This window comes from Nonomuraea sp. NPDC049725, from assembly GCF_040674795.1.
Taxonomy (GTDB): Bacteria; Actinomycetota; Actinomycetes; order Streptosporangiales; family Streptosporangiaceae; genus Nonomuraea; species Nonomuraea ceibae.
In genome coordinates this window covers 26,786-51,313 of sequence record NZ_JBFANJ010000002.1, presented here as the reverse complement: position 1 = coordinate 51,313, position 24,528 = coordinate 26,786, and the positions used below count along the sequence as shown (strand labels likewise).

The window sequence follows — 24,528 nt, the reverse complement described above, 5'->3', positions numbered from 1 at the left end:
ACAGGGACGGAACGGGCGGCGCGCGGTCAGGGGACGGTCACGCCGGAGACGAAGTCGAGCAGGGCGCGGGGCGTGGTCAGCTCGGCCACCTGCTCGTCGGGGATCCGCACGCCGAACTCGGTCTCGATCCGGGCGGCGGTCTCCATCAGGGCCAGCGAGTCGTAGCCCAGGTCGGTGAAGAGCTCGTCCAGGATGTCGCCGCCGAGGTCGACGTGCTCGTCCTCGCCGGCGCAGGCCACCATGATTCTGCGAAGGTCGTCGAGAGTCATTTCTCCTCTTTCCGAGGTACGGCTTCCGGATGTTCGGGCTTGCGAAGGACGACGGCGGCGTTGAAGCCGCCCTTTCCGCGCGCCAGGACCAGCGCGTGGGTGAGCGCCGCGCTCCTCGGCTCGGCGCCGCGCACCAGGTCGATCCGGTACGCGGCGGGCACCTCCCCGGCGTGGGGCACGGGCGGGATGACCCCGTCGCGCAGCGCCAGCAGCGCGCACACCACGTCGAGCGGCCCGCTCCCGGCGTACAGGCGGCCGGTCAGCGCCTTGGGCGCGGTCACCGGGACGCCCCCGGGGCCGAAGACGGCGGAGATCGCCGCGGCCTCCTCCCGGTCCAGGAACGGCACCCCGGCGGCGTCGGCGAAGACGACGCCGATCTCCCCGGGCTCGGTCCCCGCGTCGGCGAGCGCCTTGCGGATGGCCTGCTCCAGGCCGGGCGGCCGACCCGAGCCCGGCCGCGGGTCGAAGGTGGCGGCGTACCCGGCGACCTCGCCGTAGACCTTGGCCGCGCCGCGCCGCAGCGCCGCCTCCCGGTCCTCCAGGACGAGGATGGCCCCGCCCTCGCCGGGCACGTAGCCGTCCGCCTCCCGGGTGAAGGGCCGGTAGGCCAGCTCGGGGACGGGCTCGCGGCTGAGCCTGCCGCTGGCGATGTGGCTCACCCAGCCCCACGGGTCGAGCGAGGACTCCACGCCGCCCGTCACGATGTGCGGGGTGCCGCGGCGCACCGCCCGCCGGGCGTGGCCGAGCGCGTCCAGGCCGCCCGCCTGCTCGGCCACCAGCACCCCGCCGGGGCCGCGCATGCCGTGCCGGATGGAGATCTGGCCGGTGTTGACCGCGTAGAACCAGGCGAAGGACTCGTACACGCTGACCGTCTGCGGGCCCTGCGTCCAGAGCTTCTGGATCTCCCGGTGGGTGAACTCGAAGCCGCCGGAGGCGTTGGAGGTGACCACGCCCATGCTGTACTCGGGCAGCTCGGCCGGGCGCAGCGCGGCGTCCTCCAGCGCCCACTCGGCCGCCGCCAGCGCGAGCCGGGTCACCCGGTCGGTCTGCGGCATCAGCCTGGAGGGGATGTGCTCCTCGGCGACGAACCCCCTCACCTGCCCGGCCAGCGTCACCGGGTAGCGGGGGCCGCCGCCCCGGGGGTGCCCGCCGGCGTGCAGCGGCCGGATGCCGCTCTCCCCGCGCAGGGTCGCCGCCCAGAACTTCTCGGCGCCCAGCCCGTTGGGGGCGATGACGCCCAGGCCGGTGATGACGGCCGTGGCCGGCCCGCCGGTCCGCTCGCCGGGCGCGGCGATCGTGGTCTGCGTCATGGCGTCAGCTCCCGTTCCCGGCGCGGCTGAGCAGCATGGCGCTCTGGAAGCCGCCGAAGCCGCTGCCCACCGACAGCACCGTGTCCACCCGCTGGTCGCGCGCCTCGATCGGCACGTAGTCGAGATCGCATTCGGGGTCGGCCTCCGTCAGGTTGGCGGTGGGCGGCACCATGTCGTTCTCGATGGCCAGGGCGCAGGCGACGAGCTCGATCGAGCCGATCGCGCCCAGCGAGTGGCCGATCATCGACTTGATCGAGCTGACCGGCGTGCGGTAGGCGTGCTCGCCGAGCGCCCGCTTGAACGCGGCGGTCTCGTGCCGGTCGTTCTGCTTGGTGCCGGAGCCGTGCGCGTTGACGTAGTCGACGGCGTCGCCGTCCATGCGCGCCTCGGCCAGCGCCGCGTTGATCGCCTCGGCCATCTCGCGGCCGTCGGGCTTGAGCCCGGTCATGTGGTAGGCGTTGCAGCGGGTGGCGTACCCGTTGATCTCGGCGATGATCCGCGCGCCTCGCCGCCGCGCGTGCTCGTACTCCTCCAGCACCAGCATGGCCGCGCCCTCGGCGAGCACGAAGCCGTTCCTGGTCCGGTCGAACGGGCGCGAGGCGTGCTCGGCGTCGTCGTTGCGCGGCGTGGTCGCCTTGATCGCGTCGAAGCACGCCACGGCGATGGGGGAGATGGGGGCGTCGGTCGCGCCGGCGAGCACGACGTCGGCGCTGCCCTCCTTGATCAGCTGGTGGCCGTACCCGACGGAGTCGAGGCCCGAGGTGCAGCCGGAGGAGACGATGGCCGCCGGGCCCTCCGCGCCGGCGATCCAGGCGACCTCGGCCGCGATGGCGCTCGGCACGAAGTAGTCGAACAGGTGTGGCGAGGCGTACCCGGGGTCGACGAACCAGTCGTGGCCCGTGTCCGACAGCACCAGGTACTCGCGTTCGAGGCTGGTGGTGGCGCCGACGGCGGTGCCGACGCTGACCGCCACCCGGCCCGGGTCGAGGCCGGCCGCCTCCAGCCCGCTGTCGGCGACGGCCTCACGTCCGGCCACCACCGCGAGCTGGGTGGCGCGGTCCATCCGGCGGATCTCCCGGCGCGTCAGCCCGGACGCCTCGGGATCGAAGTCGCACTCGGCCGCCACCTGGGACCGGAAGGGCGAGGGGTCGAAGAAGGAGATCCTGCGGGTGGACGTCCGCCCGGAGGACAAGAGCTCGAAGAAAGACTTCGTCCCCGCACCACCGGGCGCGCGCACGCCCATTCCGGTGATCACGGTTCGTCGGTCCATGAGACGCACACGCTCCTTTTGCGACATCGGCTGTCGCAGGTGAACATGTGCGACGGTCCTCGAGCGCCGCTCGAGGACCGTTGGGGTCCCAGCCTGGCGTTCCGCCGGTCAGGCGTCGCGCCGGCGCAGCGTCCAGGCGGCGAGCCCGAGCAGCGCCACGAGGTACGCGCAGAACACGAGGAAGCCCGGCAGCGGCGCCAGCACCCCGTCGGCCTGCGTCTCGGCCATGAACGCCTTGCCCGCGGTGGCCGGCAGGTAGGGCGTGACCGCGTCGGCGACGCCCTCCGGCAGCAGCATCCCGGCCAGCGAGTCGAGCAGGAAGACGGCGAACGACACGACGGAGACCGCCATCGCCGTGCTGCGCATCAGCGTGGCCAGCGCGATCGCCATCACCCCGACCCCGGTCAGGTACACCGGCGCGGCCAGCACCGCCCGCAGCACGCCCGGGTCGCCCAGCGACGGCGCGACGCCGTGCGCGCCGAGGAGCGCCGACCCGGCCAGGAACGACACCAGCGAGGAGAGGAGCATCAGGGCGAGCACGACCCCGGCGAAGACCACGCACTTGGCCCACAGCACCGGCAGCCGCCTCGGCACCGCCGAGAACGTGGCGCGGATCAGCCCCGTCGAGTATTCCGACGACACGTACAGCACGCCGAGCGCGCCGATGAGCAGCTGGGCGAAGGCGACGCCGCCGAGGGTGGCGCCGGTCGGGGTGCTCGGCTGGAACGGCGGCCCGTCCGGCTCCAGCGTGCCCGCCGCCAGCGGCTCGGCCATGGCGCCGGCGGTGATCAGCCCCACGCCGACGAACACGACGACCGACAGCAGCAGGGCGACGGTGGTCGAGCGCACCGACCTCAGCTTGATCCACTCGCCGTTGACCGCGCGGGCCAGGCTCACGCCGGGCACCGCCGCCGCGGCGCTCGCGGGATGACTCACGGGCCGGCTCATGACGCGATCCCCACGCCGGTGGGCGCGCGGAACTCCACCGACAGGCCCGTCAGCTCCATGAACGCCTCCTCCAGCGAGGCCCGCGCGGTCGTCAGCTCGTGCAGCGGCAGGCCGCACGCCGCCGCCTCGTCGCCGATCCGCTCCGCCGGGACGCCCTCGATCTCCAGCAGGTCGTCGTGCCGCCGGGTGATGGTCACGCCCGCGCGCTGGATCAGGTTGCACAGCCGCACCGGGTCCGGAGTGCGCACCAGCACCCGCATCCGGCGCTCCGACACCGACCTGATCAGCTCGCCGACCGGCTCGTCCGCGATCAGCCTGCCCTGCCCGATGACCACGACCTGCTCGGCCGTCTCGGCCAGCTCGCCCATCAGGTGCGACGACAGGAACACCGTCCGGCCCTCGGCCGCCAGCCCCTTGAGCAGCCTGCGGATCCACACGATGCCCTCGGGGTCCAGGCCGTTGACGGGCTCGTCCAGCACGACCGTCGCGGGGTCGCCGAGCAGCGCCGCGGCGATGCCCAGCCGCTGCGCCATGCCGAGGGAGAAGCCGCCCGCCCGCCGGTGCGCCACCTCGCTCAGTCCGACCAGCTCCAGCACCTCACGGACGCGCCGCCGGGGGATGCCGTTGGTCGCCGCCAGCGCCGCCAGATGGTTGAACGCCGACCTGCCCGGGTGGGCCGCCTTGGCCTCCAGCAGCGCGCCGATCTCGCGCAGCGGCGCCGTGTGCTCGAGGACGGGCCGCCCGTTGACCAGCGCCACGCCCTCCGTGGGCGCGTCCAGGCCGAGGATGAGCCGCATCGTGGTGGACTTGCCCGACCCGTTGGGCCCCAGGAACCCGGTGACGACGCCGGGCCTGACAGTGAAAGTCAGGTCGTCGACCGCCAGCGTGTCCCCGTAGCGCTTCTTCAGGTTGGTGACCTCAATCATGGTCCCACGATGCAGCAGCCGCGACCTCGTCCGCGTCGTCCGATCGCAGTATCCGCGAGATCATGCGTCCGTACGAGACGGCCTTGACAGCGGTGTCAGGCGCTCGCCACCGTTACCAGGCCGGCCTGGTAGGCGGTCACCACGAGCTGCGCCCTGTCCCGCGCGCCCAGCTTCGCCATCGCCCGGTTGACGTGCGTCTTCACCGTGTAGGGGGACAGGCACAGCTCCTCGGCGATCTCCTCGTTGGAGGCCCCGGTGGCCACGTGCACGACGATCTCCAGCTCGCGGGCCGTCAGCGCCTCCAGTACCCCGCCCGCCTCGGTGTCGGCCTTCACCGGCTGGTTGAGGAAGCGGGTGATCAGCCCCTTGGTGGCCTTCGGCGACAGCAGCGCCTCCCCGGCCGCCACGACGCGGATCGCGGCCAGCAGCTCGCCCGGCTCCACGTCCTTGCCGAGGAAGCCGCTGGCGCCCGCCCGCAGCGCCTGGAACACGTACTCGTCGATCTCGAACGTCGTCAGCACCAGGATGCGCACCCCCGACAGGCTCTCGTCGGCGGTGATCTCCCGGGTGGCCGCCAGCCCGTCCATCTCCGGCATCCGGATGTCCATGAGGATCACGTCGGCGCGGGTCTCGCGGGCCAGCCGCACCGTCTCCAGCCCGGTCTGCGCCTCCCCGACCACGCACAGGTCGGCGGCCGTCTCGATGAGGGAGCGGAATCCCTTGCGGATCAGGGTCTGGTCGTCAGCGAGCAACACGCGGATCATCCTGGTTCCTCTCGGTGAGTTGGCTTCCCGTCAGCGGCAGCCGGGCCACCACCGCGAACTCCCCGCCCCGGGCGGGCCCGGCGCTGAGCACGCCGCCGACGGACGCGACGCGCTCGCGCATGCCGATCAGGCCGTGCCCGGTGCCAGGATCGGCGGCCCCGGCGGTCCCGGCCCGCTGGTTGCGCACGTCGATGGCCAGCTCGCCGGCGGTGTAGGCCATCGTCATCCGGACGTGGCCGCGCCCGTACTTGCGGGCGTTGGTGAGCGACTCCTGGATCGTCCGGTACGCGCACAGGTCGACCGCCGGCGGGAGCGGCACGGCCAGGCCCGAGACGGTCCGGTCCACCTTGAGCCCGGTGCGGGCGAACGACTCCAGCAGCGGGTCCAGGTCGGCGAGCCCCGGCAGCGGCTCCAGCGGCGCCCGCGCGTCGCCCGACCCGCGCAGCACGTCGAGCACCGCGCCGAGCTCGTTGAGCACGGTGCGGCCGGCCGCCCGGACGTGCGCCAGCGCCTCCTCGGCCGCGTCGGGCCGGTGCCGCAGCAGGTGGGCGGCCACCCCGGCCTGCACGTTGACGACCGAGATGTGGTGGGCGACCAGGTCGTGGACCTCGCGCGCGATGTGCATGCGCTCCTCGACGACCCGCCGCCTGGCCTCCTCCTCCAGTGCCAGCTCCGCCCGCCGGGCCCGTTCCTCCAGCGCGGCGACGAGCTGGCGCCGCGTCACGGCGGCCTGTCCCACCGCGCCGCCCGCCAGCGTCGCGGCGATGAACGGCGGCGGCCCGCTCTGCGCGTCCGGCCAGGTGGTCCCCTGGACGAGGAAGTGCACCGCGACCAGCAGCACCGACCCGCCGGCCGCCACCGCCACGGCGGTCCCGCGCTCACTCACCGCCCCCACCGTGTACGCGGTCAGCAGGATCGCGGCCATGGCCGGCTCCACCACGTCGAGCGGGTCGGCCAGCGCCGAGGCCAGCAGGGTGAGGAACAGCGCGGGCACCGGCACGACCCGCCGGACGGCGACGGCGGCGCCCATGAGCACGGTCAGCACCGGTAAATGCCGGGCCGCTGGTTCGGGCGTGTCCAAATACGGTGCGAGAAGCGCCGAAATACTCACCGCGGCGCCGGCGATCGCGTCGACAACGAGAGCGGGGAGTCGGGGAATATGGCGCCTTATACCTCGTTGTCTCACGTCGCCACAATAACGGGTGCGCCGCCAATCGGCCTACTGCAATTGCAGTAGGTGGCGGTTACCGCGCATGCGGTAGCGTGCGCTTACCACATGTAGTGATAAGACATTAAACGGTTGCGAAGTGAACCATTTACCTGCCCGTCCATCAATGTCCGCCTCGTCGCAGCGGCGAATTACATGCGGGCGGCTCACCTTCGATGGAGCATACCTCTTTAGAGGCACGACATTCGAGACATGTTCCATCTTGCTATATTCTCGCCGGGTATTAGGGGTCGCCGCATGTCGTGTTCCATCAACTGACGGGGAGACATGATGCCCAAAACCAATTTCTCGGTGCTTGGACCGATGGAGGTGGTGCATGCCGGCCGGGCCTGCACGCCAAGTGCGCCCAAGGTTCGCCAGGTGCTCGCGCTGCTGCTCGTTTCCGCCAATCGCCTGGTGCTGGTCGATTCCATCATCCGCGAACTGTGGGACGACAACCCGCCCAAGAGCGCCCTCACCACCACCCAGACCTACATCTACCAAATACGCAACCTGATCCAGCGCGAGCGCCTCAGCGGCTCCGGGCGCGAACTGCTGCTGACCAAGCCGTTCGGCTACACGCTCCTGGTCGACCAGGACCAGCTCGACCAGGACCGCTTCGACCACCTGGTCACCCGGGCCGAGGGCTTCGCCCGCGCCGGGCAGCACGAGGCCGCCGCCGCCGACCTGCGCCAGGCGCTGGGGCTGTGGCAGGGGCCGCCCCTGGCCAACGTGACCCAGGGCCCCCTGCTCCGCTCCCACGTCGTCCACCTGGCCGAACGCCGCACCCACGCGCTGGAGCTGCGCATCGAGGCCGACATGCACCTCGGGCGGCACCGGGAGCTGATCGGCGAGCTGCGCAGCCTGATCGCCGAGAACCCGCTGCACGAGTGGCTGCACGCCCAGCTCATCACCGTCCTCAGCCAGGCGGGCCGGCGCGGCGAGGCGCTGGCCGCCTTCCAGGGCCTGCGCGAGGTCCTCGACCGCGAGCTGGGCCTGGACCCGTCGCCGGCGGTCCAGCGCCTGCACCGCGAGGTCCTGCGGGGCGGCCGCGTCCTGGCCATCCCCGCCTGACCCGCCCGGGCCCATCCACCGGGCCCATCTGACCCGGCCCGTCCACCTCAAGGCCCGTTCACTACAAGGCCCGCCCCACTCAAGGCCCGTCCACCCCGGCCCGCCCAGCGGCTGCGGCGGACCGACGGGCCCCGGCGCGGCCGGCCGGGCGGTTCAGCGGGCGCCGAGGCAGTGGGCCTGCCCGGAGGACGCCGCCCGCGCGGTGGGGAGGCCGGCCGCCTTGTTGACCGCGTCGATGCGCGACACCGCCCCGAGCTTGCCGTAGATGTTGCGCAGATGCCGCTTCACCGTCCCCTCGGTGATCGACAGCCGGGCGCCGATCTGCGCGTTGCTCAGCGCCTGGGAGACCAGGTCGAGCACCTGCCGCTCGCGGACGGACAGGCGGGCCGTCCAGCGCGGCCCCGCCTCGGCGTCGGCCTCGCGCCGCCGCTCGCACCCGGGCCGGCGCGGCGACGGGCCGGGCTCCAGCCGGGTGAGGTTGCGCAGCACCAGCACGAGGTCCGCCCGCGTGCTGGTCGCCGGCAGGCACCAGTGCGCGCCGTGCCCGGCCAGCTCGCCCAGGTCGACGGTGTGGCTCAGCGCCACCACCACGATCTTGACGTCCGCCAGGTGCCGACGGACCTGCCGCAGCGCCCGCCACTCGGCCTCCTGCGGGCCGCCGCCCGCCCCGGCCAGCACCACGTCCGGCCGCACCCGCGCGGCCACCTGCGGGACCTCGGCCGGCGAGCGCGCCTCCCCGACGACGCTGATGCCGTGCAACCTGCCGATCCAGTCCCTCAGGCACTCCCTGAAGATCACATGATCCGTACCGAGAACGACGCCGATCCCCCCGGCCGCGTCCGTACCTTCCACGGAATCCACCCCCTTCTTGCCGACGTGCGGTTCCGACCCTGCTGGACGGACCTGTCATGGCCCGCACACGGCTCTGTCATCGACTACGTATCGAGGCAGCCTCGAGCCCGGCTCAAGATCGGTCACGCACGCTGGCGGCATGCGACAGACCGAGAGGCGCACGGTGCTGCTCCTGCCGGGGCAGGGCGCCCAGTACCCGCGCATGGCCGCCGAGCTCTACCGCGAGCAGCCGGCCTTCACGGCGGCCATGGACGAGTTCTTCGACGCCTGCGGCCGCCGGGGCTGCGAGCTGCGCGACGACTGGCTGTCGGCCGCGCCCCGGGTGCCGATCGACGACGTCACCCGGGCCCAGCCCCTGCTGTTCGCGGTGAATCTGGCGATCGGCCGGGCCCTCGCCGACGCGGGCAGGCCGGTTGACGCGCTGCTCGGGCACAGCGTGGGCGAACTGGCCGCCGCCGCGCTCGCCGGCGTGTTCAGCCCGGCCGACGGCGCGGAGCTGATGTGCCGCCGGGCCGACGCGGCCCGCCTGATGCCCCCGGGCGGCATGCTCGCCGTGGCCGCCACCCCGGACGACATCGCCCCCCACCTGTCCGGCGGCCCCGGCGGGGAGCTCGGCGGGGTCGTGGTGGGGGCCTGGAACGCGCCCCGGCAGTGCATCGTGTCCGGGCCCGATCCGGCGCTGGAGGCCGCCGAGGAGACGTTGCGCGGCAAGGGCTTCATGTGCCGCCGGGTCCGGGCGCTCCAGCCGTTCCACAGCCCGGTGCTGCGGCCGGCCGCCGAGGAGCTGGTCCGCTGCCTGGAGGGGATGCGCCTGAGCCCGCCCCGCGTCCCGGTGCGCTCGTGCCGGACCGGGCGGTGGGTCACCGACGAGGAGGCGGTCACGCCCGAGTTCTGGGCGCTGCAACTGGCCGAGCCGGTGCTGTTCTGGCCCGCACTCGACGGCCTGCTCACCGACCGGCCCGAGGGCGGCTGGACGCTCGTCGAGGCCTGCCTCTCCCAGCTCGCGCCCCTGGCCAGGCGGCACCGCGCCGTGGCCCGGGGCGACGCCGAAGTGATCACGATCGGCCCCGGTGAGTTCCCCATGACGGCATCCGTACGAAGGAGTGGATCATGACCGACCACGAGGCCACGGGCCTGCTCGAAGCGGCGGACGCCGTCGCCAAGCTCGCCGGCGAGCGGGCCGCCGAGGCGGAGGCCGCGCGGCGGCTGCCGGAGGACGTCGTCGCGGCGATCCTCGACGCCGGGTTCGCCCGCCACTTCGTCCCGCGCGGGCACGGCGGGCACGAGGCGGCGTTCACCGAGCTGCGGCGGGCCCTCGCGACGGTGGGGGAGTCGTGCGCGTCCGCGTCGTGGTGCGCGCTGATCGTGGCCACCTCGGGCCGCATGGCCGCCTACCTCCCGGCCGAGGGGCAGGCGGAGGTCTGGAGTGAGGGGCCGGACGCGGCGATCTCGGCGGCGCTCGTCCCGTCGGGCACGGCCGAGGAGACGTCCGGCGGGTGGCGGCTCTCGGGGGAGTGGCACTTCCTCAGCGGCGTCGACTTCTCCGACTGGGCGCTGCTGTGCGCGCCCGCGCCGGACGGGCCGAGGTTCTTCGCCGTGCCGCGCGGCGACTACCGGATCAGGAACACCTGGTTCACGCTCGGCATGCGCGGCACCGGCAGCAACACCGTGGTCGCCGACGGCGTCCTGGTGCCCCGCCACCGCGCGGTGGCGCAGGGCGCGGTGTTCCGGGGGCACAGCGAGCACTCGGCCGCGCCGTGCCACCAGACGCCGCTGGCGGCCGTGGCGGGCGCGCTGTTCGCCGCGCCCGCGCTCGGCTCCGCCACCGCGATGCTGCGCGCGTGGACCGCGCAGCAGACGGCCAAGGGGCCCGGCCTGCCGCCGCCCGCCCAGCTGGAGCTGGCCCGCTCCAGCGCCGAGCTGGACGCGGCCCTGCTGCTCACCGAGCGGGCCACGGCGATCGCCGACCTGGGCCGCGTCGCGCCCGCGACGGCCGCGCGCAACGCCCGGGACGCCTCGCTCGCGGCCCAGCTCGTCCGCGCCGCCGCCGCCCGGCTCTTCGAGTCGGGCGGCAGCCAGGCCCAGCGGGACGACAGCGACCTGCAGCGCTACTGGCGGGACGTGCAGAGCGCCACCTCCCACGCGGCGCTGCGCTTCGAGCGCACCAGCGGCCCGTACGCGCAGTCGCTCGGCGCGGGCTGACCGGATATTCGGTGGCGTCCCGCACGATCTCCGGGCTACCTTGAAGCTGTCCGGAACGACGTACGAGAAGGAGGCGAGCGGTGACATCCCTGGCACTGGCGCCTCCGGCCTCCGGGTGACCTGACGAGGACACCAGGACGGCCGCCCGGGCTCGACCCCGAGGCGGCTTTTTCATGCGCGTCACCAGGATCCAGCGGCCCTGAAGGGATAGGCGCCGCGAGCAAGGCCTGCGCGGCGGGGCTGGCGGCCCCCGGGCGGACCGAGCTCATGCCCCGGCCCGGGCCTCCCGCCGGCCCGTCCGGGGCCCACGCCGCTCTGGCCCAACTGGCAGAGGCGCCGCCCTCAGGAGGCGGAGGTTCGGGGTTCGAATCCCTGGAGCGGCACCGGGTTCAACTGCACCGGGTTCAACAGCACCGGGTTCAACAGCACCGGGTTCAACAGCACCGGGTTCACAGCACTCCCGGGTAGAGGGCGGCGGGGTCGGCCGACAGGGCGGCCTTGATCCGGGCGGTGCCGTCGTCGGCGACGACCTCCGCCCGTCCGGCCTCGACGCCGTCCAGCGCGGCCCGCACGACGTCGGCCGGGTCGTTCTTGGGCACGTCGTAGCCGGCCATCATGTCGGTGTCGGTGCTCGCCATGAGCAGCCCCGTCACCTGGGTGCCCTGCCCGGCGAGCTCCAGCCGGGCGCCGTTGGTCAGGCTCCACGCGGCGGCCTTCGACGCGGCGTACGCGCCCGACCCGGGGTAGGACACCCACGACAGCGCCGACAGCACGTTGAGCACCGCGCCGCCCCCGTTGGCGGCCAGCACCGGCGCGAAGGCCCGGATCATGGCCAGCGGGCCGAAGAAGTTCGTCTCCATCTCCAGCCGCACCCGGTCCGGGTCGCCGCCCACCAGGTCGTGGCCGGTGGAGACGCCCGCGTTGTTGACGAGGAAGGTGACGTCGCGGGCGGCCCGCGCCGCCGCCGCGATCGTGCCGGGGTCGGTGACGTCGACGCGCAGCACCTCCGCCCCGGGGACGTCGGCGGTGCGCGGGTCGCGTACGGCCGCGTACACCTTGGCCGCTCCCCGCTCCAGCAGCTGCCGGGCGAAGTGCCGCCCGATGCCCCGGCCGGCCCCGGTGACGAGGGCGACGGAACCCGTGATCTTCATGATGTGCCTCCGATGTCGTCGGTCGGGGCTACGCTAAAACCTGACGTTGACGTCAGAGGCAAGCCGGAGGGGAGCGGGCATGCGCATCGGGGAGCTGGCCGCCGCGACCGGCGTGAGCGTGCGGGCGCTGCGCTACTACGAGGAGCAGAGCCTGCTCGCCGCCGCGCGCAGCGCCTCCGGCCAGCGCCACTACCCGACCGCCGCCGTGGAGCGCGTCCGCCTCATCCAGGAGCTCTACGCCGCCGGGCTGTCCAGCCGGACGATCGTGGAGCTGCTGCCGTGCATCGAGTCGGAGGAGGTCAGCGAGGGGCTGCTCGACCGGCTCGCCGCCGAGCGCGACCGCATCGACCGGCAGATCCGCGACCTGACCGGCACCCGCGACCGGCTCAACGCCGCCATCGCCACCGCCTCGCTCGCCCGGGAGGCGGGCCGCCCCTGCCCGCGCTGAGCGCGGCCCGCGTGGCGTTCCCCCGCCCGGCGGCTGGCTCCGTATAGTGATGCAGCGATGACACTTCGTGATCACGGGGGGAATATCATGAAAGCCATCCTTGCCGCCGCCGGCGGCGCCGTCCTCGCCGCGGCCGCCCTGACCGCGACCCTCGCGAGCCCGGCCGCCGCCGACAAATGGCCGGGCTGCGACGGGAAGAGCGCCACCTGGCAGAAGATCCACGACGACGACACCGTCTCGTCCGGCACGTACGACGAGACCGACTGCGACGACCACCACGGCTGGTGGGGCAGCGACTACCACCGCAGCGGCTGGCTCTACACGCTGGCCGACTGACCCGGCGTCACCACGGTCCCGGAGCTCGCCCGCCGAGCCCGGGGCCTCGCCATGTCCGCCCCGACCGGCTGCCGGTCAGCCGCCCGCCTCCCACACGGCCTCGAACGCCGGAGCGCTGATCTCGGCCAGCTCCCAGATCTCCAGCGCCTGATCGGTCAGGAAGCCGTGCTCGTCCTGCAGGTGCCGCCACCAGTAGCGGTGCACCTGACGCCCGGCGCGGATCTCGATCTGCCGGATCGCCCACTGCTCGCCGTCGCCCTCGACGCTCTCGAACAGCCACACGCCGCCGTCCTCGTCGTCGCCCCGCCAGTGCCGGCGGGGCAGGTCGGACTCGCTCAGGTCGCGGATCAGCGGTTGGCGGAGATCAGGCTGCACCCCCACACTCTACGGCTCACCGGTCGACGATCTCGTTCTTGCCGATGACCACGACGCCGCCGCGGGTCAGCGCGAACCGGGTGCGGTCGTAGTCCAGGTCGAAGCCGATGCGGGCGCCGTCGGGGATGACGACGTTCTTGTCGATGATGGCCTTGCGCACGATCGCGCCGCGCCCCACCTTGACGTTCTCCATCAGCACCGAGTCCTCCACCAGCGAGTGGGAGTGCAGCACGACCTTGGGCGACAGGATCGAGCGGTAGGCGGTGCCGCCGGAGACGATGACGCCGGGCGAGACCAGCGAGTCGATGGCCCGGCCGACGCGGTCGCCGTCGTTGTGCACGAACTTGGCGGGCGGCAGCGGGTCGTGCCCGGTGTGGATGGGCCACTTGTCGTTGTAGAGGTTGAAGACCGGATGCGCGGCGATCAGGTCCATGTGCGCCTCGTAGTAGGCGTCGAGCGTGCCCACGTCGCGCCAGTAGCCCCGGTCGCGCTCGCTCGAACCGGGCACCACGTTGTTGGCGAAGTCGTACACGTCGGCCCCGCCGGACTTGACCATCATCGGGATGATGTTGCCGCCCAGGTCGTGCTTGCTGGTGGGGTCGAGGGCGTCCTCGCGCAGCGCGTCGATCATCGCCTGCGTCTTGAACACGTAGTTGCCCATCGAGGCGTAGACCTCGTCGGGCGAGTCGGCCAGCCCGACGGCGTCCTTGGGCTTCTCCCGGAACGCCACGATGCGCCGGCCCTCCGGGTCGGTCTCGATCACGCCGAACTGGTCGGCCAGCGACAGCGGCTGCCGGATGGCGGCCACGGTCACGTCGGCGCCGGAGTCCTCGTGCTGGTCGACCATCTGCCGCGGATCCATGCGGTAGATGTGGTCGGCGCCGAACACGATCACGTGCTCGGGCATCTCGTCGTAGATCAGGTTCAGGTTCTGGAAGAGCGCGTCGGCCGAGCCGGAGAACCAGCGCGGGCCCAGCCGCTGCTGCGCGGGCACCGGCGTCACGTAGTTTCCGAGCATGGCCGACAGCCGCCAGGTGCGCGAGACGTGGCGGTCGAGGCTGTGGTTCTTGTACTGGGTCAGTACGACGATCTTCAGATAGCCGCCGTTGGCGAGGTTGGACAGCACGAAGTCGATGAGCCGGTACATCCCGCCGAACGGCACCGCCGGTTTCGCCCGATCCGCCGTGAGAGGCATGAGCCTCTTTCCCTCTCCACCTGCCAGCACGACCGCAAGCACCCTCCGGGACCTCATGTCCTGGACGCTACCCTCAATCGGCCGATCTATCGACGAATGCGCGTCCGGCTCCCTCCCGTCGTGTCCCGTTCTCTCGGGTTATGTACGCCATACGACGGGCGGTCGTTCCGCATGTCGGGCTTGTCGCCGTGTCGCGGGGAGGCACTTCCTCGTATGGTCGTGTCATGCGTGTTGATCTGCTGAGCAGGGAGTACCCACCGGAGGTCTACGGCGGGGCCGGCGTGCACCTGGAGTATCTGGCCAGGGAGCTGCGCGAGCTGGCCGACGTGCGGGTCCGCTGCTTCGGCGCGGACCGGGACGAGCCGGGCGTGTCGGCATACCGTACGCCCGCCGGGCTGGGGGCGGCGAACGCGGCCCTCCAGGTGCTCGGGGTGGACCTGGAGATGGCCGCCGCCTGCGCGGGCGCGGACGTGGTCCATTCGCATACCTGGTACGCCAACTTTGCCGGGCATGTCGCGAAGCTGCTCCACGGCGTGCCGCACGTGGTCACCACGCACAGCCTCGAACCGCTGCGGCCGTGGAAGGCCGAGCAGCTCGGCGGCGGCTACGCGATCTCGTCGTGGGCCGAGCGCACCGCGCTGGAGGCGGCCGACGCGGTGATCGCGGTGTCGGAGGGCATGCGCCGCGACGTGCTGTCGGCCTATCCGGGGATCGACCCGGCCAAGGTCACGGTGATCCACAACGGCATCGACACCGCCGAGTACGCCCCGGACACCAACCAGGATGTCCTGAAAAAGTATGGGATAGACCCCGACCGGCCGTACGTGATCTTCGTGGGCCGGATCACCCGCCAGAAGGGGCTCGTCCACCTCCTGCACGCGGCGTGCGCCCTCGACCCCGGCGCGCAGCTCGTGCTGTGCGCGGGCGCGCCCGACACGCCCGAGATCGAGGCCGAGGTCACCGCGCTGGTGCGCGGGCTGGACCGCGAGGGCGTGTTCTGGATCTCCGAGATGCTGCCCAAGCCCGAGGTCATCCAGCTCCTCACCCACGCGGCCGTGTTCGTGTGCCCGTCGGTCTACGAGCCGATGGGCATCGTCAACCTGGAGGCGATGGCCTGCGAGACCGCCGTGGTCGCCACCGCCACCGGCGGCATCCCCGAGGTCGTCGCCGACGGCGAGACCGGCCTGCTCGTCCCGATCGACCAGGGCCCCGACGGCACCCCGCACGACCCGGAACGCTTCGCCGGCGACCTGGCCGCGCGCGTCAACGCCCTGCTCGCCGACCCCGCCCGCGCCGCCGCCCTCGGCCGGGCCGGCCGCGCCCGCGCCGTCGAGCACTTCTCCTGGGGCACCGTCGCCCGCCGCACCCTCGCCCTGTACGACTCGCTCACGCGCTGATTGGGCCTTGCCGACCCTCCTGCCCCGGCTCACGCTGGGGGCAGGAGGCGAGGACATGGCGCACCCACTCGGAGTCAGCCGCCCGGATCTCGGCGTCACCGACCTGCCCACGCCGGAGGAGGTCTTCAAGGTCTCCCGGATCGGCCCGGCGCAACTGTTCAAGTACGCGGTCGGGCCCAGCCTGATCGCCCTCGGCATCTCGATCGGCAGCGGCGAATGGCTCCTCGGCCCGCTCAGCGTCGGCCAGTACGGCTTCGTCGGCGTCGGCTGGGTGATCCTCGTCTCGGCGCTGCTCCAGACGTTCTACAACGTCGAGTGCTCCCGCTACGTCGTCGCCACCGGCGAGGCGCCGGTCGTCGCCTGGGGGCGGGTGCCGCCCGGCCGGCGGCTGTGGGTGCCGCTGTCGGTGCTGATCGTCCTGTTCTCCTTCATCGCCGGCGGCTGGGCCGCCTCGGCGGGACAGGGCGTGTACGCGCTCGTCCACGGCCGCATCCCGCCCGCCGGGGCCGAGGAACCCCGGCTGTGGGCCATCGCGCTGCTCGTGGTCGTCTTCCTGATCACCGCGCTGGCCCGCCGGATCAGCCGGGCGCTGGAGCTGGCCAACTGGCTGCTCGTGTCCGTCATCCTGCTCGCGCTGCTGGCCATCGACCTGCTCGTGGTGCCGTGGGAGCTGTGGTGGGAGGGCATCCGCGGCTTCGTCACCCCCGCCGCCCCGCCCGCCGGCATCACCGCCACCCAGCTCGGCGCGCTGGCCGGCTTCACCGCGCTGGCCTCCGGCCTCAACTGGTACGTCATGGGGCACTACCGGGACAAGGGCTACGGCATGGGCCACCGCACCGGGTTCATCTCCGGGCTGCGCGGCGACCGGCGCGAGATCCTGGCCAGCGGCGTCACCTTCCCCGACGACGAACGCAACCGGGGACTGTGGCGGCGCTGGTACCGGCTGCTCATGGTCGACATGTGGGGCGTGTTCTTCGTCGGCGCCATCCTCGGCATGCTGCTGCCCACGATCCTCATGTCCCAGGCCGTCGCGCTCTCCGGCGAGCGGCCCACCAGGGCCGACGTGCCCACGTTCGTGGCCGTCGCGCTCGGCGACGAGTACGGCGGAGCCATGTTCGCCGTCGCGCTCGTCCTCGGCGTGCTCGTGCTGTTCTCCACCCAGCTCGGCATCTTCGAGGCCATGGTTCGGGTGACCACCGACGCCGCCCACGCCACCAGCCCGCGCCTGCGCCGGCTGGTGGAGGGCGACCCGCGCCGGTTCTACTACCCGTTCATGATCGTCCTGCTGGTGGTGATCTCCGTCGTCATCCACCTCAGCCTGCCCGTCGCGCTGGTGGAGTGGTCGGCCAACATGTCGAACCTGGGCGCGCTCATCTACCCGTTCTTCCTCATGTACCTCAACAGCAAGCTGCCCAGGCCCGCCCGGCCCCGCCCGTGGCACTACGCCGTGCTCGGGCTCAACGTCGTCTTCTTCGGGTTCTTCTTCGTCAACTTCATCGCCGACTTCCTCGGCGACCCGCTGGTGACTTTCTGACCCCCGATCAGCGGGTGCGCTCCAGCACCACGATCGGGATCTCCCGGTCGGTCTTCTTCGTGTACTCGTCGTAGTCGGGCCACGTGGCGGCCATCAGCCGCCACAGCTCCGGCCGCTCCTCAGGGGTGGCGGTACGGGCCCGGGCCTTGAACCGGTCACCCTTGACCTGCGCCTCCACCTCAGGCTCGGCCAGCAGGTTCTTGTACCAGTCGGGATGGTCCGGGTCGCCGCCCTTCGAGGCGACGAGCACGAGGTCGTCGCCGTGCCGCTGGTAGATCAGCGGCGTCGTGTACGGGTCGCCCGACGTGCGGCCCTTGGTGGTCAGCAGCAGCACCGTCGTGCCGTTCCAGTCGTGTCCCTCGGCGCCGTCGGTCTCACGGTAGCGCCGGACGTGTTCCTTGCCGTAGAGCATGCCTGCATGCCTACCCCCCGGACAGGCTTCTCACCTGGGCCTGTACGACAGTGGAAGTCCCGTGGCACACACCAGAACTGTAAGCGCTTACCTACCGGCGCCCCCCGGCAGGGGCGGTCCTGTACGCCGGCGCGCACCAGTGAGAGTGTTGCCTTCATGAACGATCCGGCCTGGGCTCTCGCCTCCCGCATCGCGGCGTTCGACCGGGACGCCGACCCCGGGCCGGTGCGGGACGAGACGGCGCTCGCCGAAGCCGAACGGGCCATGCTCGCCTGCGACGGCGGCCCCGCCGACGCCGTCACCTGGCGGCTCATCGGCATGCTCCACCTGGCCCGCTACCGCCTCGACCCCGGAGAGGGCGCCGAAGCCGCCGTGGCCGGCGTGTTCTTCGCCGCCGTGGCCGTCGTCGACCCGCGCGGCCTGCCCGAACGGCTGCGCGGCCCCGGCGCCGCCGACACCCCCGAGACCTGGGCCCGGCTCGTCGAAGAGCTCTTCCGCCACGTCGACCCCGGCGCCCACCCCCATGTCGCCCTCCTCCTGCACACCCTCGTCCGCCGCGCCCTCGCCGAACCGACCCCCGAGGTGTGCGACCGGCTCGCCCAGGTCCTCCTCCAGGAGGCCGACGGCGCCTGGGCGCCCCACGCCCTCGCCCTCCTCGGCGACGGCCTCACCCGCCTGCACCGCGCGACCGGCCGGCCCGAAGCGCTCGACGACGCCGTCCACGTCCTCTTCCGCGCCGCCCTCGGCGACCCCCGCCACCTCGGCGCACTCGCCGCCGCCCTCGGCCGCGCCATGCCCGGCGACGACGAGCTCACCCGCGCCCACCTCACCGCCGCCTGGCGGCCCGACGGCCCGGAACGCTCCCAGGCGCTCCTCGCCCTCCTGGAGCTCGCCGGACGGCGCGCCGCCCAGTCCGCGCACGACGCCGACCTGCTCGCGTTCATCCGCACCGGGCAGGCGGCCCTCGACTTCTGGCACGAGCCCCGCGCCGCCCACCCCCGCGTCCTCGCCGCGTACGCCTCCGGGCTCGTCGAGTGGTACGCCGTCACCGGCGACGAACGCTCCCTGGAGGCCGCCCGCGAAATGCTCGCCGCCCTCGGCGAACCGCCCGGCGACATCCCCGCCGAGCTCGGCCGCGACCCCATCGCCCGGCTCGACCTCCTCGCCGGCCGCCGCTGGCGCCGCTACCGCGCCACCGGCCACCCCGCCGACCTGGACACCGCCCTGCACGCCCTGCGCCACGCGGCCACCCGCGCCTATCCCGGCCACCCCGACCGCCCCCGCCTCCTCGCCAACCTCGCCAACGCCCTCACCCACCACGCCACCCCTGAACCCGCCCTCAGGGGCCCGAGCGGCCCTCTCAGCGAGGACGCCACTACGGCGACGGGCTCCGGCGGCGTATCCGCTTTCGGGCGGCAGAGCGGCACCCCGGGCGGCGCGCCCGCCGCTGGAGGGCGGGGCGACGTGGGTTCTCGTGGGGCGGCCCCTGAACGGGCGGCACGTCCGTACGGTGCGGTGGGGCGGCCTCACGGTCAGGACGCCATCGGGGTCGTGGGAGGGGAGCGGGACGCCCGGGCGGACGAGGCGATCACGGCGGCGCGGGAAGCCGTGGCGGCGTGTTCCGGCGCCGACCCGATGCGGCCCCGGGCGCTCCTGCTGCTCGCCCGGGCGCTCCGGCTCGACCCCGGCCTGCCCGCCGCCGACGAGGCGGTGACCGCCTTACGGCAGGTGATCGACGCCGGTGAGGAACCGGCGGAGGCGTACGCGCTGCTGTCCCTCATGCTGCGCCGCCGCGCTCTGGCAGGCCAGGGATGCCAGGACCTCGACGACGCCGTGCAGGCCGCCCGCCAGGCCGCCGAGACGGCCGCCAAGACGCTGCCCGACCAGCCCGCCGTCCCGGCCCCGCTGGCCGAGGCGCTGCTGCTGCGGTTCGGCGTGCTCGGCGACCCCGCCGACCTGGCCGAGGCCCTGACCGTGCCCGCCACCGCCCTCGACCCCGCCCTGCACGCCCACCTGGCCCGCACCCTCGCCCGGACTCTCGCCCGCCTGCCCGAGCAGCCGTCGCCCCCGGCCGCGGCGGGGCCAGAGCTGGCGGAGGCCGCCGCGCGGCTCGCGCTGGACGTCGACGACGACCTGACCCGCGCCCTCCTGCCCCTCGCCGAACGGCCCGGCCCGGCCCCCGCCGAAGAACCGGACAGCCTGGCGACCCGGCTGCTCGGCATCGCCGGCCTGTTCGCGGACCGGGGCAGGCATCGCATCGCCGCCGAACTGCTCGTACGTGCCGAACGGGCATTCACCGACGCGGGCGCCCCGGCCGGCGCCGCGCGGGCGCGTTCCCTGATCGGCCGCTGCCACGAGGAGCTGGGCGAGTGGGAGGCGGCGCTGCGCTCGTACGAACAGGCCGCGATCACGTACCGCGACCTGGGCGACGCGCACGCGGAGGCGGCGGAGACCGGCCGGATGGGCGCGGCGGCGAGCGGCGGGAACGATCCGGCCCGCGCCGCCGCCCTGCACCTGCGTGCCGCCGACCTCTGCCGCCAGGCGGGCCTGGCCGAGGCGGAGGCGTCCCAGCAGGAACAGGCCGCCGCCGCGCACCTGGCCGCGGGCGACCCGGAGGCCGCGCTGGAGCGTTCGGGCCGCGCCCGCGAGCTGTACCTGGCGCTCGGCGAGAGCGTACGCGCCGCCCGCGTCCTCATCGTCAGCGCCCGGTGCGGCGCCGAGCTCGGCCATCTGCCCGCCGCCGCCGAGGTGATCACCACCTGCGCCGCCGAGCTGGAGGCGCACGGCTCCTGGGACGACGCCTGCCAGGCGCTCGACGCCCACGCGCGGCTCCTTCACGCCCTCGGCCACGCCGGCCACGCCGCCGCGTGCGAGACGGCCATCGTCGAGATCGTCCGCCGCCGGGGGAACCGGCGCGACCCCGCCGACGAGTGGTACCGGATCGCCCGCCGCCGCCGCGCCCGCGGCGACCTGCCCGCCGCCCGGCAGGCCTTCGAACGGGCCGAACGCGCGTACAACGCGATCGGCCACCAGGACGGCCTCGCCGCCGTCCGCCACCAGCTCGGCACCCTCGCCTACGCCGAGGGCGACCCGGACCAGGCCGCCCAGGACCTCGCCACGGCCGCCGACGCCTACGCCCGCCTCGGCGCCCCGTCCCGCGAGGCCGCCGCCCGCACCCTGCGCGGCGCCTGCCTCGGCGGCCTGAACCGGCCTGACGACGCCCGTACGGAACTCGCCCGCGCCTTCGAGCTGGCCGCCTCCGAGGGGGACCTGGAGGCGCTGTTCTCCGCCACGCTGGCGCAGGCCGACCTGGCGCTCCACCCGGCCTCGGCATCGACCGGCACCCCTTCCCGCCCCGAGGCGGGGGGAGGCCGGTCCTCGCGAGCAGCGGCGGAACTGGCTGCCGGGTTCGGGAACGCGCCGGGCGCCGCTTTCGAGGATCGCGGGGGAGCCGGTGACGGGTGGCTCGCCGAGGTGCGGCGGGGGCTGGCGGCCAAGGCTCCGGACAGTGCCGGGGCCCGGGGCGCGTGGGCGGTCGCGGCGGGGGAGCTGCTGGAGTCGGCCCTGGGGATGGCAGCGGGTGACCCGGTGCGCGAGGCGATCGTCCAGGACCGCCTGGCGGTGCTGGCCGCGCGTACCGGTGACGCGGACGGGGAGATCGAAGCGCTCGAACGGGCGGCGGCGGGGCTGCGTCACACGGGCCGTCCCGGCGCGTTCGCTGCGGTACGGCTCGGGTTCGCGCTGGAGGCGCGCGGGGCGCTGGTGCGTGCCCGTTCCGCCCTGGAGGAAGGGCTGGCGGCCCTGGCCGACGACCCGGCCCCCCAGCCGGCCGAGCCGTCGTACGGCCATCGCGCCCCGACGGAGGGCACGGCGTGTTCAGGCGATGGGCCGGCGGGGGCAGAGGCGCCGTACTGGCTGATGGCGGGGCAGGTCGAGGCGGCGGCGCTGATCCGGGTGGCGGAGCTGCAGTTGGCGCTCGGGGAGCGGGCGCGCGGGCGGGCGGCGCTGGCGCGGGCGGTCGCGGGGCTGCGGCGGGAAGGGGACCCGGCGGAGGCGCCGGCCGAGTGGCTGCGCATTGAGGAGGCCGAAGCGGCGGCAGACCTGGCCGGGGCGCTCGCGCCGGCCCGGCAGGCGCTCCAGGTGAACGACGACCCGGGACGCCGCTCGCGGCTGCTGGCGAAGCTGGCCGAGCTGGCGCTGGAGGCGGAGGAGCCCGCGGTGGCGCACGACTACGCCGCCCAGGGGTGCGAGCTGGGTGACGCCCGTCTGGTGGAGCATCTGCGCAACCTCGGCGCGGCGGCGCTGGCGCAGGGGCGGGCCGCCAAGGCGGTCGATCACCTGACCCGGGCCTCCCAGCTCGCCCGCGAGCCCGTCCGGGCGACCCAGGCGGCAGGCACGGCAAGCACGGCCGGCTCGGCGGGGGCGGCGTTGCCGGTGCGGCTGGTGCGGGTGCTGGCCGTGCTGGGGGCGGCGCTGGTCGAGGCGCGGCGGCTCGCGGAGGCCGGAGCGGTGCTGGCCGAAGGGCTGGCGCTGACGGGCGGGCCGGCGTGGCGGGTGCCCAGGGCCGAGCTGCTGGTGGCGCGGTCCCGGCTGCGGCTGGTGCAGGGCGAGCCGGGGGAGGCGGTCACGGGCTGCCTGGAGGCCCTGGTGCTGGGCGAGGCGGCAGGCGACGACAGGCTCGTCGGGGCGGCCTGCGACGGCCTCGCGGAGGCGTACCGGGAGCTGGGGGAGACGGCGCGGGCGCGGTCGTTCGGGGCGCGGGCGGTGGAGATCGACCGGGCCCGGGGGCGGCGGCGGGCCGTGGTGCTGAGGTTGATCCGGCAGGCGACCTTGCCAGCCCAGGGGCTCGGGGCGGGGGAGTCGGAGGCCGTGGCGGGGCTGGAGGAGGCGCTGGGGCTGGCGCGGCGGATCGGGTTCGCGGCCGGGGAGGGGCTGGCGCTGGGCAGGCTGGCCGCGCTCGACGTGCGGGCCGGGGAGCACGCGCGGGCGCGGCAGCGCGCCACGGAGGCCATCGCGCTGCTGCGCGGCACCGGGCAGGAGGAGGCGCTGGGCCGCGCGTACCAGGACAGGGCGGTCGCCTCGGAACGGCTCGGTGACCTGGCGGCGGCGCTGGCGGACGCCGAGGCGGCCGGTGAGCTGTCCGAACGCGCCGGCGACGGCGCCGCCGGGGCGCTGCGTGACAGGGCCGTCGAGCTGGCCGTGCGGCTGGGGCGGGGCCGGACCGCGTGGGCGCACGCCGAGCGGGCGAAGGCCAGGCTCCTGGCCGTCCAGCTCGACCCCGTGGGCCGGGCCGACGGGCCAGGCGCGGGGTGGCGTGACGAGGGCGCCGTGGCCGAGGCCGTGGAGGCGATGGCCGGAGTGCTCGGGACAGCCGAAGCAACCGGGGCAACCGGGGCAACCGGGGCAGCCGAAGCAGCCGGGGCGCGCAGGGGCGCGGGGGCGACCGGCGTGCTGGGGTTCTACCTGAGCGGAGGCCGGGTGCTGGTGCTCGCGCACCGGACCGGGTGGGCGCAGCCGAGGGCGTTCGGCACCCGGGTGGGAACGGAACTGCTCGCGGCGGCGGGCGGCGAGGGCCGGTGGGGCGACGACTGGGCGCTGCTCGGCGACCTGCTCCTGGGCGACGCCCTCGACGCGCTCGGCGACGACCTGGACGTGCTCTACCTCGTCCCCTACGGGGAGCTGGACCGGTTGCCGCTGCACGCGCTGGCCCCCGGCGGCCGGCTGCTGCTCGAACGCTGCCCGGTGGCCTACGCGCCGTCGCTGGCCATGCTGGGCGGCCTCGCCCGGCGGCAGGCGGCGCGGGAGCGGGGTTCGCTGGTGGTCGGCTACGCGCAGGACGCGGTGGCGCGGGTCGCGTACGAGAACGAGGCCGCGGAGATCGCCCGCGACGGCGGCCAGGGCGCGCACACCGGGCCGGACGCCACGGCCGCGCTGCTGGAAGGCGACTGGGACCGGATCCACCTGGCCTGCCACGGCTCCTACGACGGGGAGGACCCGTTCGGGTCGGGCGTCAGGCTGGGCGACGGGCTGCTGACCGCGCGGCGGATCGCGGGGATGCGGATCGGGGCCGGGCTGGTCGTGCTGGGCTCGTGCGAGAGTGGCGGCGCGGCGGTGCTGGGGCAGGCGCTGCTGCGCGCGGGGGCCGGGGCCGCGGTGGCGCCGATGTGGCCGGTCGGCGGGGAGGTCAGGCGGGCGGTGACGCGGCGGCTGCACGCGAGGATCCGCGACGGCGCCGGGCGGGCGCAGGCGCTGCGCGAGGTGACCCTGGAGGCACGCGACAGGCACGGCGCCACCAGGCCGGACCTGTGGGCCGCGTACGTGCTGATGGGCCTGGCCGCCTGAGCCGCGTCGCGCCAGGGCGGGAAACGGGGACGCGGGCCGGTCAGCGGTGCGCGGTGAGCAACGCGTCGACGGGGACGGCGTCGACGGGGAGGGGGTCGACGGGGAGGGCGTCGTCGGGGGTGCGCTCGCGCACGTCGCTGTCGCGGATGGCGAAGACCGCCGGCAGGACGCCCACGTCACCGTAGCGGCCGGTCACGGCCGCGCCGACGGCGCGGCGGACGTCGGCGACCACCTGGCGCGAGGTGCGGCCCGCGCCGGGCACCGTCACGTGGCCGAGCAGGCCGGCGAAGCGCGACTCCGACACCGCCGGGGGATGCTGGCCGGGCGCCACGGGCCGGTCGAGCCAGAACACCTTGCCCGACAGGACGGCGTCATAGCCCGCGCCCTCGCCGCCCAGCGTGCGCGCGGACTCGGCGAGCAGCCGGCCGAACCCGGCCAGGTCGGCGTCCGGCGGCAGGTCGGTGGTGACGAACAGCGGCACGATCAGCGTGTCGAGCATGGGCCATCCCTCCTGTG

Annotated in this window: 21 protein-coding genes and 1 tRNA gene; 9 read left to right on the top strand and 13 right to left on the bottom strand. The window is 74.4% G+C overall.

Annotated features, from left to right (window positions below; genetic code table 11):
• Positions 1-26 precede the first annotated feature (26 nt).
• The 7 genes from AB0J53_RS04735 to AB0J53_RS04705 all read right to left on the bottom strand — a co-directional run bounded on the left by AB0J53_RS04735 (position 27) and on the right by AB0J53_RS04705 (position 6,532).
• Entirely contained in the window at positions 27-269 is a 243-nt protein-coding gene (locus tag AB0J53_RS04735) for an acyl carrier protein (RefSeq protein WP_219509741.1), read from the bottom strand.
• Positions 266-1,579, bottom strand: coding sequence for a ketosynthase chain-length factor (locus tag AB0J53_RS04730; RefSeq protein WP_364168623.1), 1,314 nt, complete (start codon positions 1,577-1,579; stop codon positions 266-268). Before AB0J53_RS04730 ends, AB0J53_RS04735 begins: the two co-directional genes overlap by 4 nt.
• Before the next feature lie 4 nt (positions 1,580-1,583).
• Positions 1,584-2,849: a beta-ketoacyl-[acyl-carrier-protein] synthase family protein gene (locus tag AB0J53_RS04725; RefSeq protein ID WP_219509743.1), complete on the bottom strand. Its 1,266-nt coding sequence runs from the start codon at positions 2,847-2,849 to the stop codon at positions 1,584-1,586.
• A 108-nt stretch (positions 2,850-2,957) separates the two neighbouring features.
• Entirely contained in the window at positions 2,958-3,797 is an 840-nt protein-coding gene (locus AB0J53_RS04720) for a hypothetical protein (RefSeq protein WP_364168621.1), read from the bottom strand.
• Entirely contained in the window at positions 3,794-4,723 is a 930-nt protein-coding gene (locus AB0J53_RS04715; RefSeq protein WP_364168619.1) for an ATP-binding cassette domain-containing protein, read from the bottom strand. The genes AB0J53_RS04720 and AB0J53_RS04715 overlap by 4 nt, the downstream gene beginning before the upstream one ends.
• 95 nt (positions 4,724-4,818) lie before the next feature.
• Positions 4,819-5,487 (bottom strand): response regulator transcription factor, encoded by a 669-nt coding sequence (locus tag AB0J53_RS04710; protein ID WP_364168617.1) that lies wholly within the window; start codon positions 5,485-5,487, stop codon positions 4,819-4,821.
• Positions 5,465-6,532, bottom strand: a complete 1,068-nt coding sequence (locus AB0J53_RS04705; RefSeq protein WP_364168615.1) for a histidine kinase — start codon at positions 6,530-6,532, stop codon at positions 5,465-5,467. The genes AB0J53_RS04710 and AB0J53_RS04705 overlap by 23 nt, the downstream gene beginning before the upstream one ends.
• A 450-nt stretch (positions 6,533-6,982) precedes the next feature.
• On the opposite strand from AB0J53_RS04705, the gene AB0J53_RS04700 reads away from it, so the two are divergent.
• Entirely contained in the window at positions 6,983-7,768 is a 786-nt protein-coding gene (locus AB0J53_RS04700) for an AfsR/SARP family transcriptional regulator (RefSeq protein ID WP_364168613.1), read from the top strand.
• A gap of 153 nt (positions 7,769-7,921) precedes the next feature.
• Here the strand turns inward: AB0J53_RS04700 and AB0J53_RS04695 are convergent, their stop codons facing one another.
• Positions 7,922-8,620 (bottom strand): response regulator transcription factor, encoded by a 699-nt coding sequence (locus AB0J53_RS04695; protein ID WP_364168611.1) that lies wholly within the window; start codon positions 8,618-8,620, stop codon positions 7,922-7,924.
• 139 nt (positions 8,621-8,759) lie between these two features.
• On the opposite strand from AB0J53_RS04695, the gene AB0J53_RS04690 reads away from it, so the two are divergent.
• The 3 genes from AB0J53_RS04690 (at position 8,760) to AB0J53_RS04680 (ending at position 11,205) form a co-directional block, all read left to right on the top strand.
• Entirely contained in the window at positions 8,760-9,734 is a 975-nt protein-coding gene (locus tag AB0J53_RS04690; RefSeq protein ID WP_364168609.1) for an acyltransferase domain-containing protein, read from the top strand.
• Positions 9,731-10,822, top strand: coding sequence for a hydrolase (locus AB0J53_RS04685; protein ID WP_364168608.1), 1,092 nt, complete (start codon positions 9,731-9,733; stop codon positions 10,820-10,822). Before AB0J53_RS04690 ends, AB0J53_RS04685 begins: the two co-directional genes overlap by 4 nt.
• Before the next feature lie 309 nt (positions 10,823-11,131).
• Positions 11,132-11,205: transfer RNA gene (locus AB0J53_RS04680), tRNA-Leu, on the top strand.
• A 66-nt stretch (positions 11,206-11,271) separates the two neighbouring features.
• On the opposite strand, the gene AB0J53_RS04675 is transcribed toward AB0J53_RS04680, so the two are convergent.
• Positions 11,272-11,973 carry an SDR family oxidoreductase gene (locus AB0J53_RS04675; RefSeq protein WP_364168607.1) on the bottom strand — a complete coding sequence of 234 codons (702 nt, stop codon included), beginning with the start codon at positions 11,971-11,973 and terminating at the stop codon, positions 11,272-11,274.
• A gap of 79 nt (positions 11,974-12,052) precedes the next feature.
• On the opposite strand from AB0J53_RS04675, the gene AB0J53_RS04670 reads away from it, so the two are divergent.
• The gene (locus tag AB0J53_RS04670) at positions 12,053-12,421 is read left to right on the top strand and encodes a MerR family transcriptional regulator (protein ID WP_364168605.1); all 369 of its coding nucleotides are present in this window, start codon (positions 12,053-12,055) and stop codon (positions 12,419-12,421) included.
• 87 nt (positions 12,422-12,508) lie between these two features.
• Positions 12,509-12,757 (top strand): hypothetical protein, encoded by a 249-nt coding sequence (locus tag AB0J53_RS04665; RefSeq protein ID WP_364168603.1) that lies wholly within the window; start codon positions 12,509-12,511, stop codon positions 12,755-12,757.
• Between the two features lie 75 nt (positions 12,758-12,832).
• Here the strand turns inward: AB0J53_RS04665 and AB0J53_RS04660 are convergent, their stop codons facing one another.
• Positions 12,833-13,132 carry a hypothetical protein gene (locus AB0J53_RS04660; protein ID WP_364168601.1) on the bottom strand — a complete coding sequence of 100 codons (300 nt, stop codon included), beginning with the start codon at positions 13,130-13,132 and terminating at the stop codon, positions 12,833-12,835.
• 16 nt (positions 13,133-13,148) lie between these two features.
• On the bottom strand, positions 13,149-14,384 hold the full coding sequence (gene glgC / locus AB0J53_RS04655) for a glucose-1-phosphate adenylyltransferase (RefSeq protein ID WP_219509755.1): 1,236 nt from the start codon (positions 14,382-14,384) through the stop codon (positions 13,149-13,151).
• Positions 14,385-14,551: 167 nt separating this feature from the next.
• On the opposite strand from glgC, the gene glgA reads away from it, so the two are divergent.
• A complete protein-coding gene (gene glgA / locus AB0J53_RS04650) occupies positions 14,552-15,724 on the top strand; it encodes a glycogen synthase (RefSeq protein WP_364168599.1) in 1,173 nt (390 codons plus the stop codon).
• 55 nt (positions 15,725-15,779) lie between these two features.
• A complete protein-coding gene (locus AB0J53_RS04645; RefSeq protein ID WP_357587642.1) occupies positions 15,780-17,258 on the top strand; it encodes an Nramp family divalent metal transporter in 1,479 nt (492 codons plus the stop codon).
• Positions 17,259-17,265: 7 nt separating this feature from the next.
• Here AB0J53_RS04645 and AB0J53_RS04640 read toward each other — a convergent pair whose 3' ends face one another.
• On the bottom strand, positions 17,266-17,670 hold the full coding sequence (locus AB0J53_RS04640; protein WP_364168596.1) for a nitroreductase family deazaflavin-dependent oxidoreductase: 405 nt from the start codon (positions 17,668-17,670) through the stop codon (positions 17,266-17,268).
• Between the two features lie 156 nt (positions 17,671-17,826).
• Here AB0J53_RS04640 and AB0J53_RS04635 point away from each other — a divergent pair, with 156 nt between their 5' ends.
• Entirely contained in the window at positions 17,827-24,012 is a 6,186-nt protein-coding gene (locus AB0J53_RS04635) for a CHAT domain-containing tetratricopeptide repeat protein (protein ID WP_364168594.1), read from the top strand.
• A 40-nt stretch (positions 24,013-24,052) separates the two neighbouring features.
• Here AB0J53_RS04635 and AB0J53_RS04630 read toward each other — a convergent pair whose 3' ends face one another.
• Positions 24,053-24,511: a hypothetical protein gene (locus AB0J53_RS04630; RefSeq protein WP_364168592.1), complete on the bottom strand. Its 459-nt coding sequence runs from the start codon at positions 24,509-24,511 to the stop codon at positions 24,053-24,055.
• Positions 24,512-24,528: the final 17 nt, after the last annotated feature.

Coding starts and splice junctions, on each gene's coding strand:
- AB0J53_RS04735 (WP_219509741.1), bottom strand. CDS start 269: ATGACTCTCGACGACCTTCGCAGAATCATGGTGGCCTGCGCCGGCGAG.
- AB0J53_RS04730 (WP_364168623.1), bottom strand. CDS start 1,579: ATGACGCAGACCACGATCGCCGCGCCCGGCGAGCGGACCGGCGGGCCG.
- AB0J53_RS04725 (WP_219509743.1), bottom strand. CDS start 2,849: ATGGACCGACGAACCGTGATCACCGGAATGGGCGTGCGCGCGCCCGGT.
- AB0J53_RS04720 (WP_364168621.1), bottom strand. CDS start 3,797: ATGAGCCGGCCCGTGAGTCATCCCGCGAGCGCCGCGGCGGCGGTGCCC.
- AB0J53_RS04715 (WP_364168619.1), bottom strand. CDS start 4,723: ATGATTGAGGTCACCAACCTGAAGAAGCGCTACGGGGACACGCTGGCG.
- AB0J53_RS04710 (WP_364168617.1), bottom strand. CDS start 5,487: ATGATCCGCGTGTTGCTCGCTGACGACCAGACCCTGATCCGCAAGGGA.
- AB0J53_RS04700 (WP_364168613.1), top strand. CDS start 6,983: ATGATGCCCAAAACCAATTTCTCGGTGCTTGGACCGATGGAGGTGGTG.
- AB0J53_RS04690 (WP_364168609.1), top strand. CDS start 8,760: ATGCGACAGACCGAGAGGCGCACGGTGCTGCTCCTGCCGGGGCAGGGC.
- AB0J53_RS04685 (WP_364168608.1), top strand. CDS start 9,731: ATGACCGACCACGAGGCCACGGGCCTGCTCGAAGCGGCGGACGCCGTC.
- AB0J53_RS04675 (WP_364168607.1), bottom strand. CDS start 11,973: ATGAAGATCACGGGTTCCGTCGCCCTCGTCACCGGGGCCGGCCGGGGC.
- AB0J53_RS04670 (WP_364168605.1), top strand. CDS start 12,053: ATGCGCATCGGGGAGCTGGCCGCCGCGACCGGCGTGAGCGTGCGGGCG.
- AB0J53_RS04665 (WP_364168603.1), top strand. CDS start 12,509: ATGAAAGCCATCCTTGCCGCCGCCGGCGGCGCCGTCCTCGCCGCGGCC.
- glgC (WP_219509755.1), bottom strand. CDS start 14,384: ATGAGGTCCCGGAGGGTGCTTGCGGTCGTGCTGGCAGGTGGAGAGGGA.
- glgA (WP_364168599.1), top strand. CDS start 14,552: ATGCGTGTTGATCTGCTGAGCAGGGAGTACCCACCGGAGGTCTACGGC.
- AB0J53_RS04645 (WP_357587642.1), top strand. CDS start 15,780: ATGGCGCACCCACTCGGAGTCAGCCGCCCGGATCTCGGCGTCACCGAC.
- AB0J53_RS04640 (WP_364168596.1), bottom strand. CDS start 17,670: ATGCTCTACGGCAAGGAACACGTCCGGCGCTACCGTGAGACCGACGGC.
- AB0J53_RS04635 (WP_364168594.1), top strand. CDS start 17,827: ATGAACGATCCGGCCTGGGCTCTCGCCTCCCGCATCGCGGCGTTCGAC.
- AB0J53_RS04630 (WP_364168592.1), bottom strand. CDS start 24,511: ATGCTCGACACGCTGATCGTGCCGCTGTTCGTCACCACCGACCTGCCG.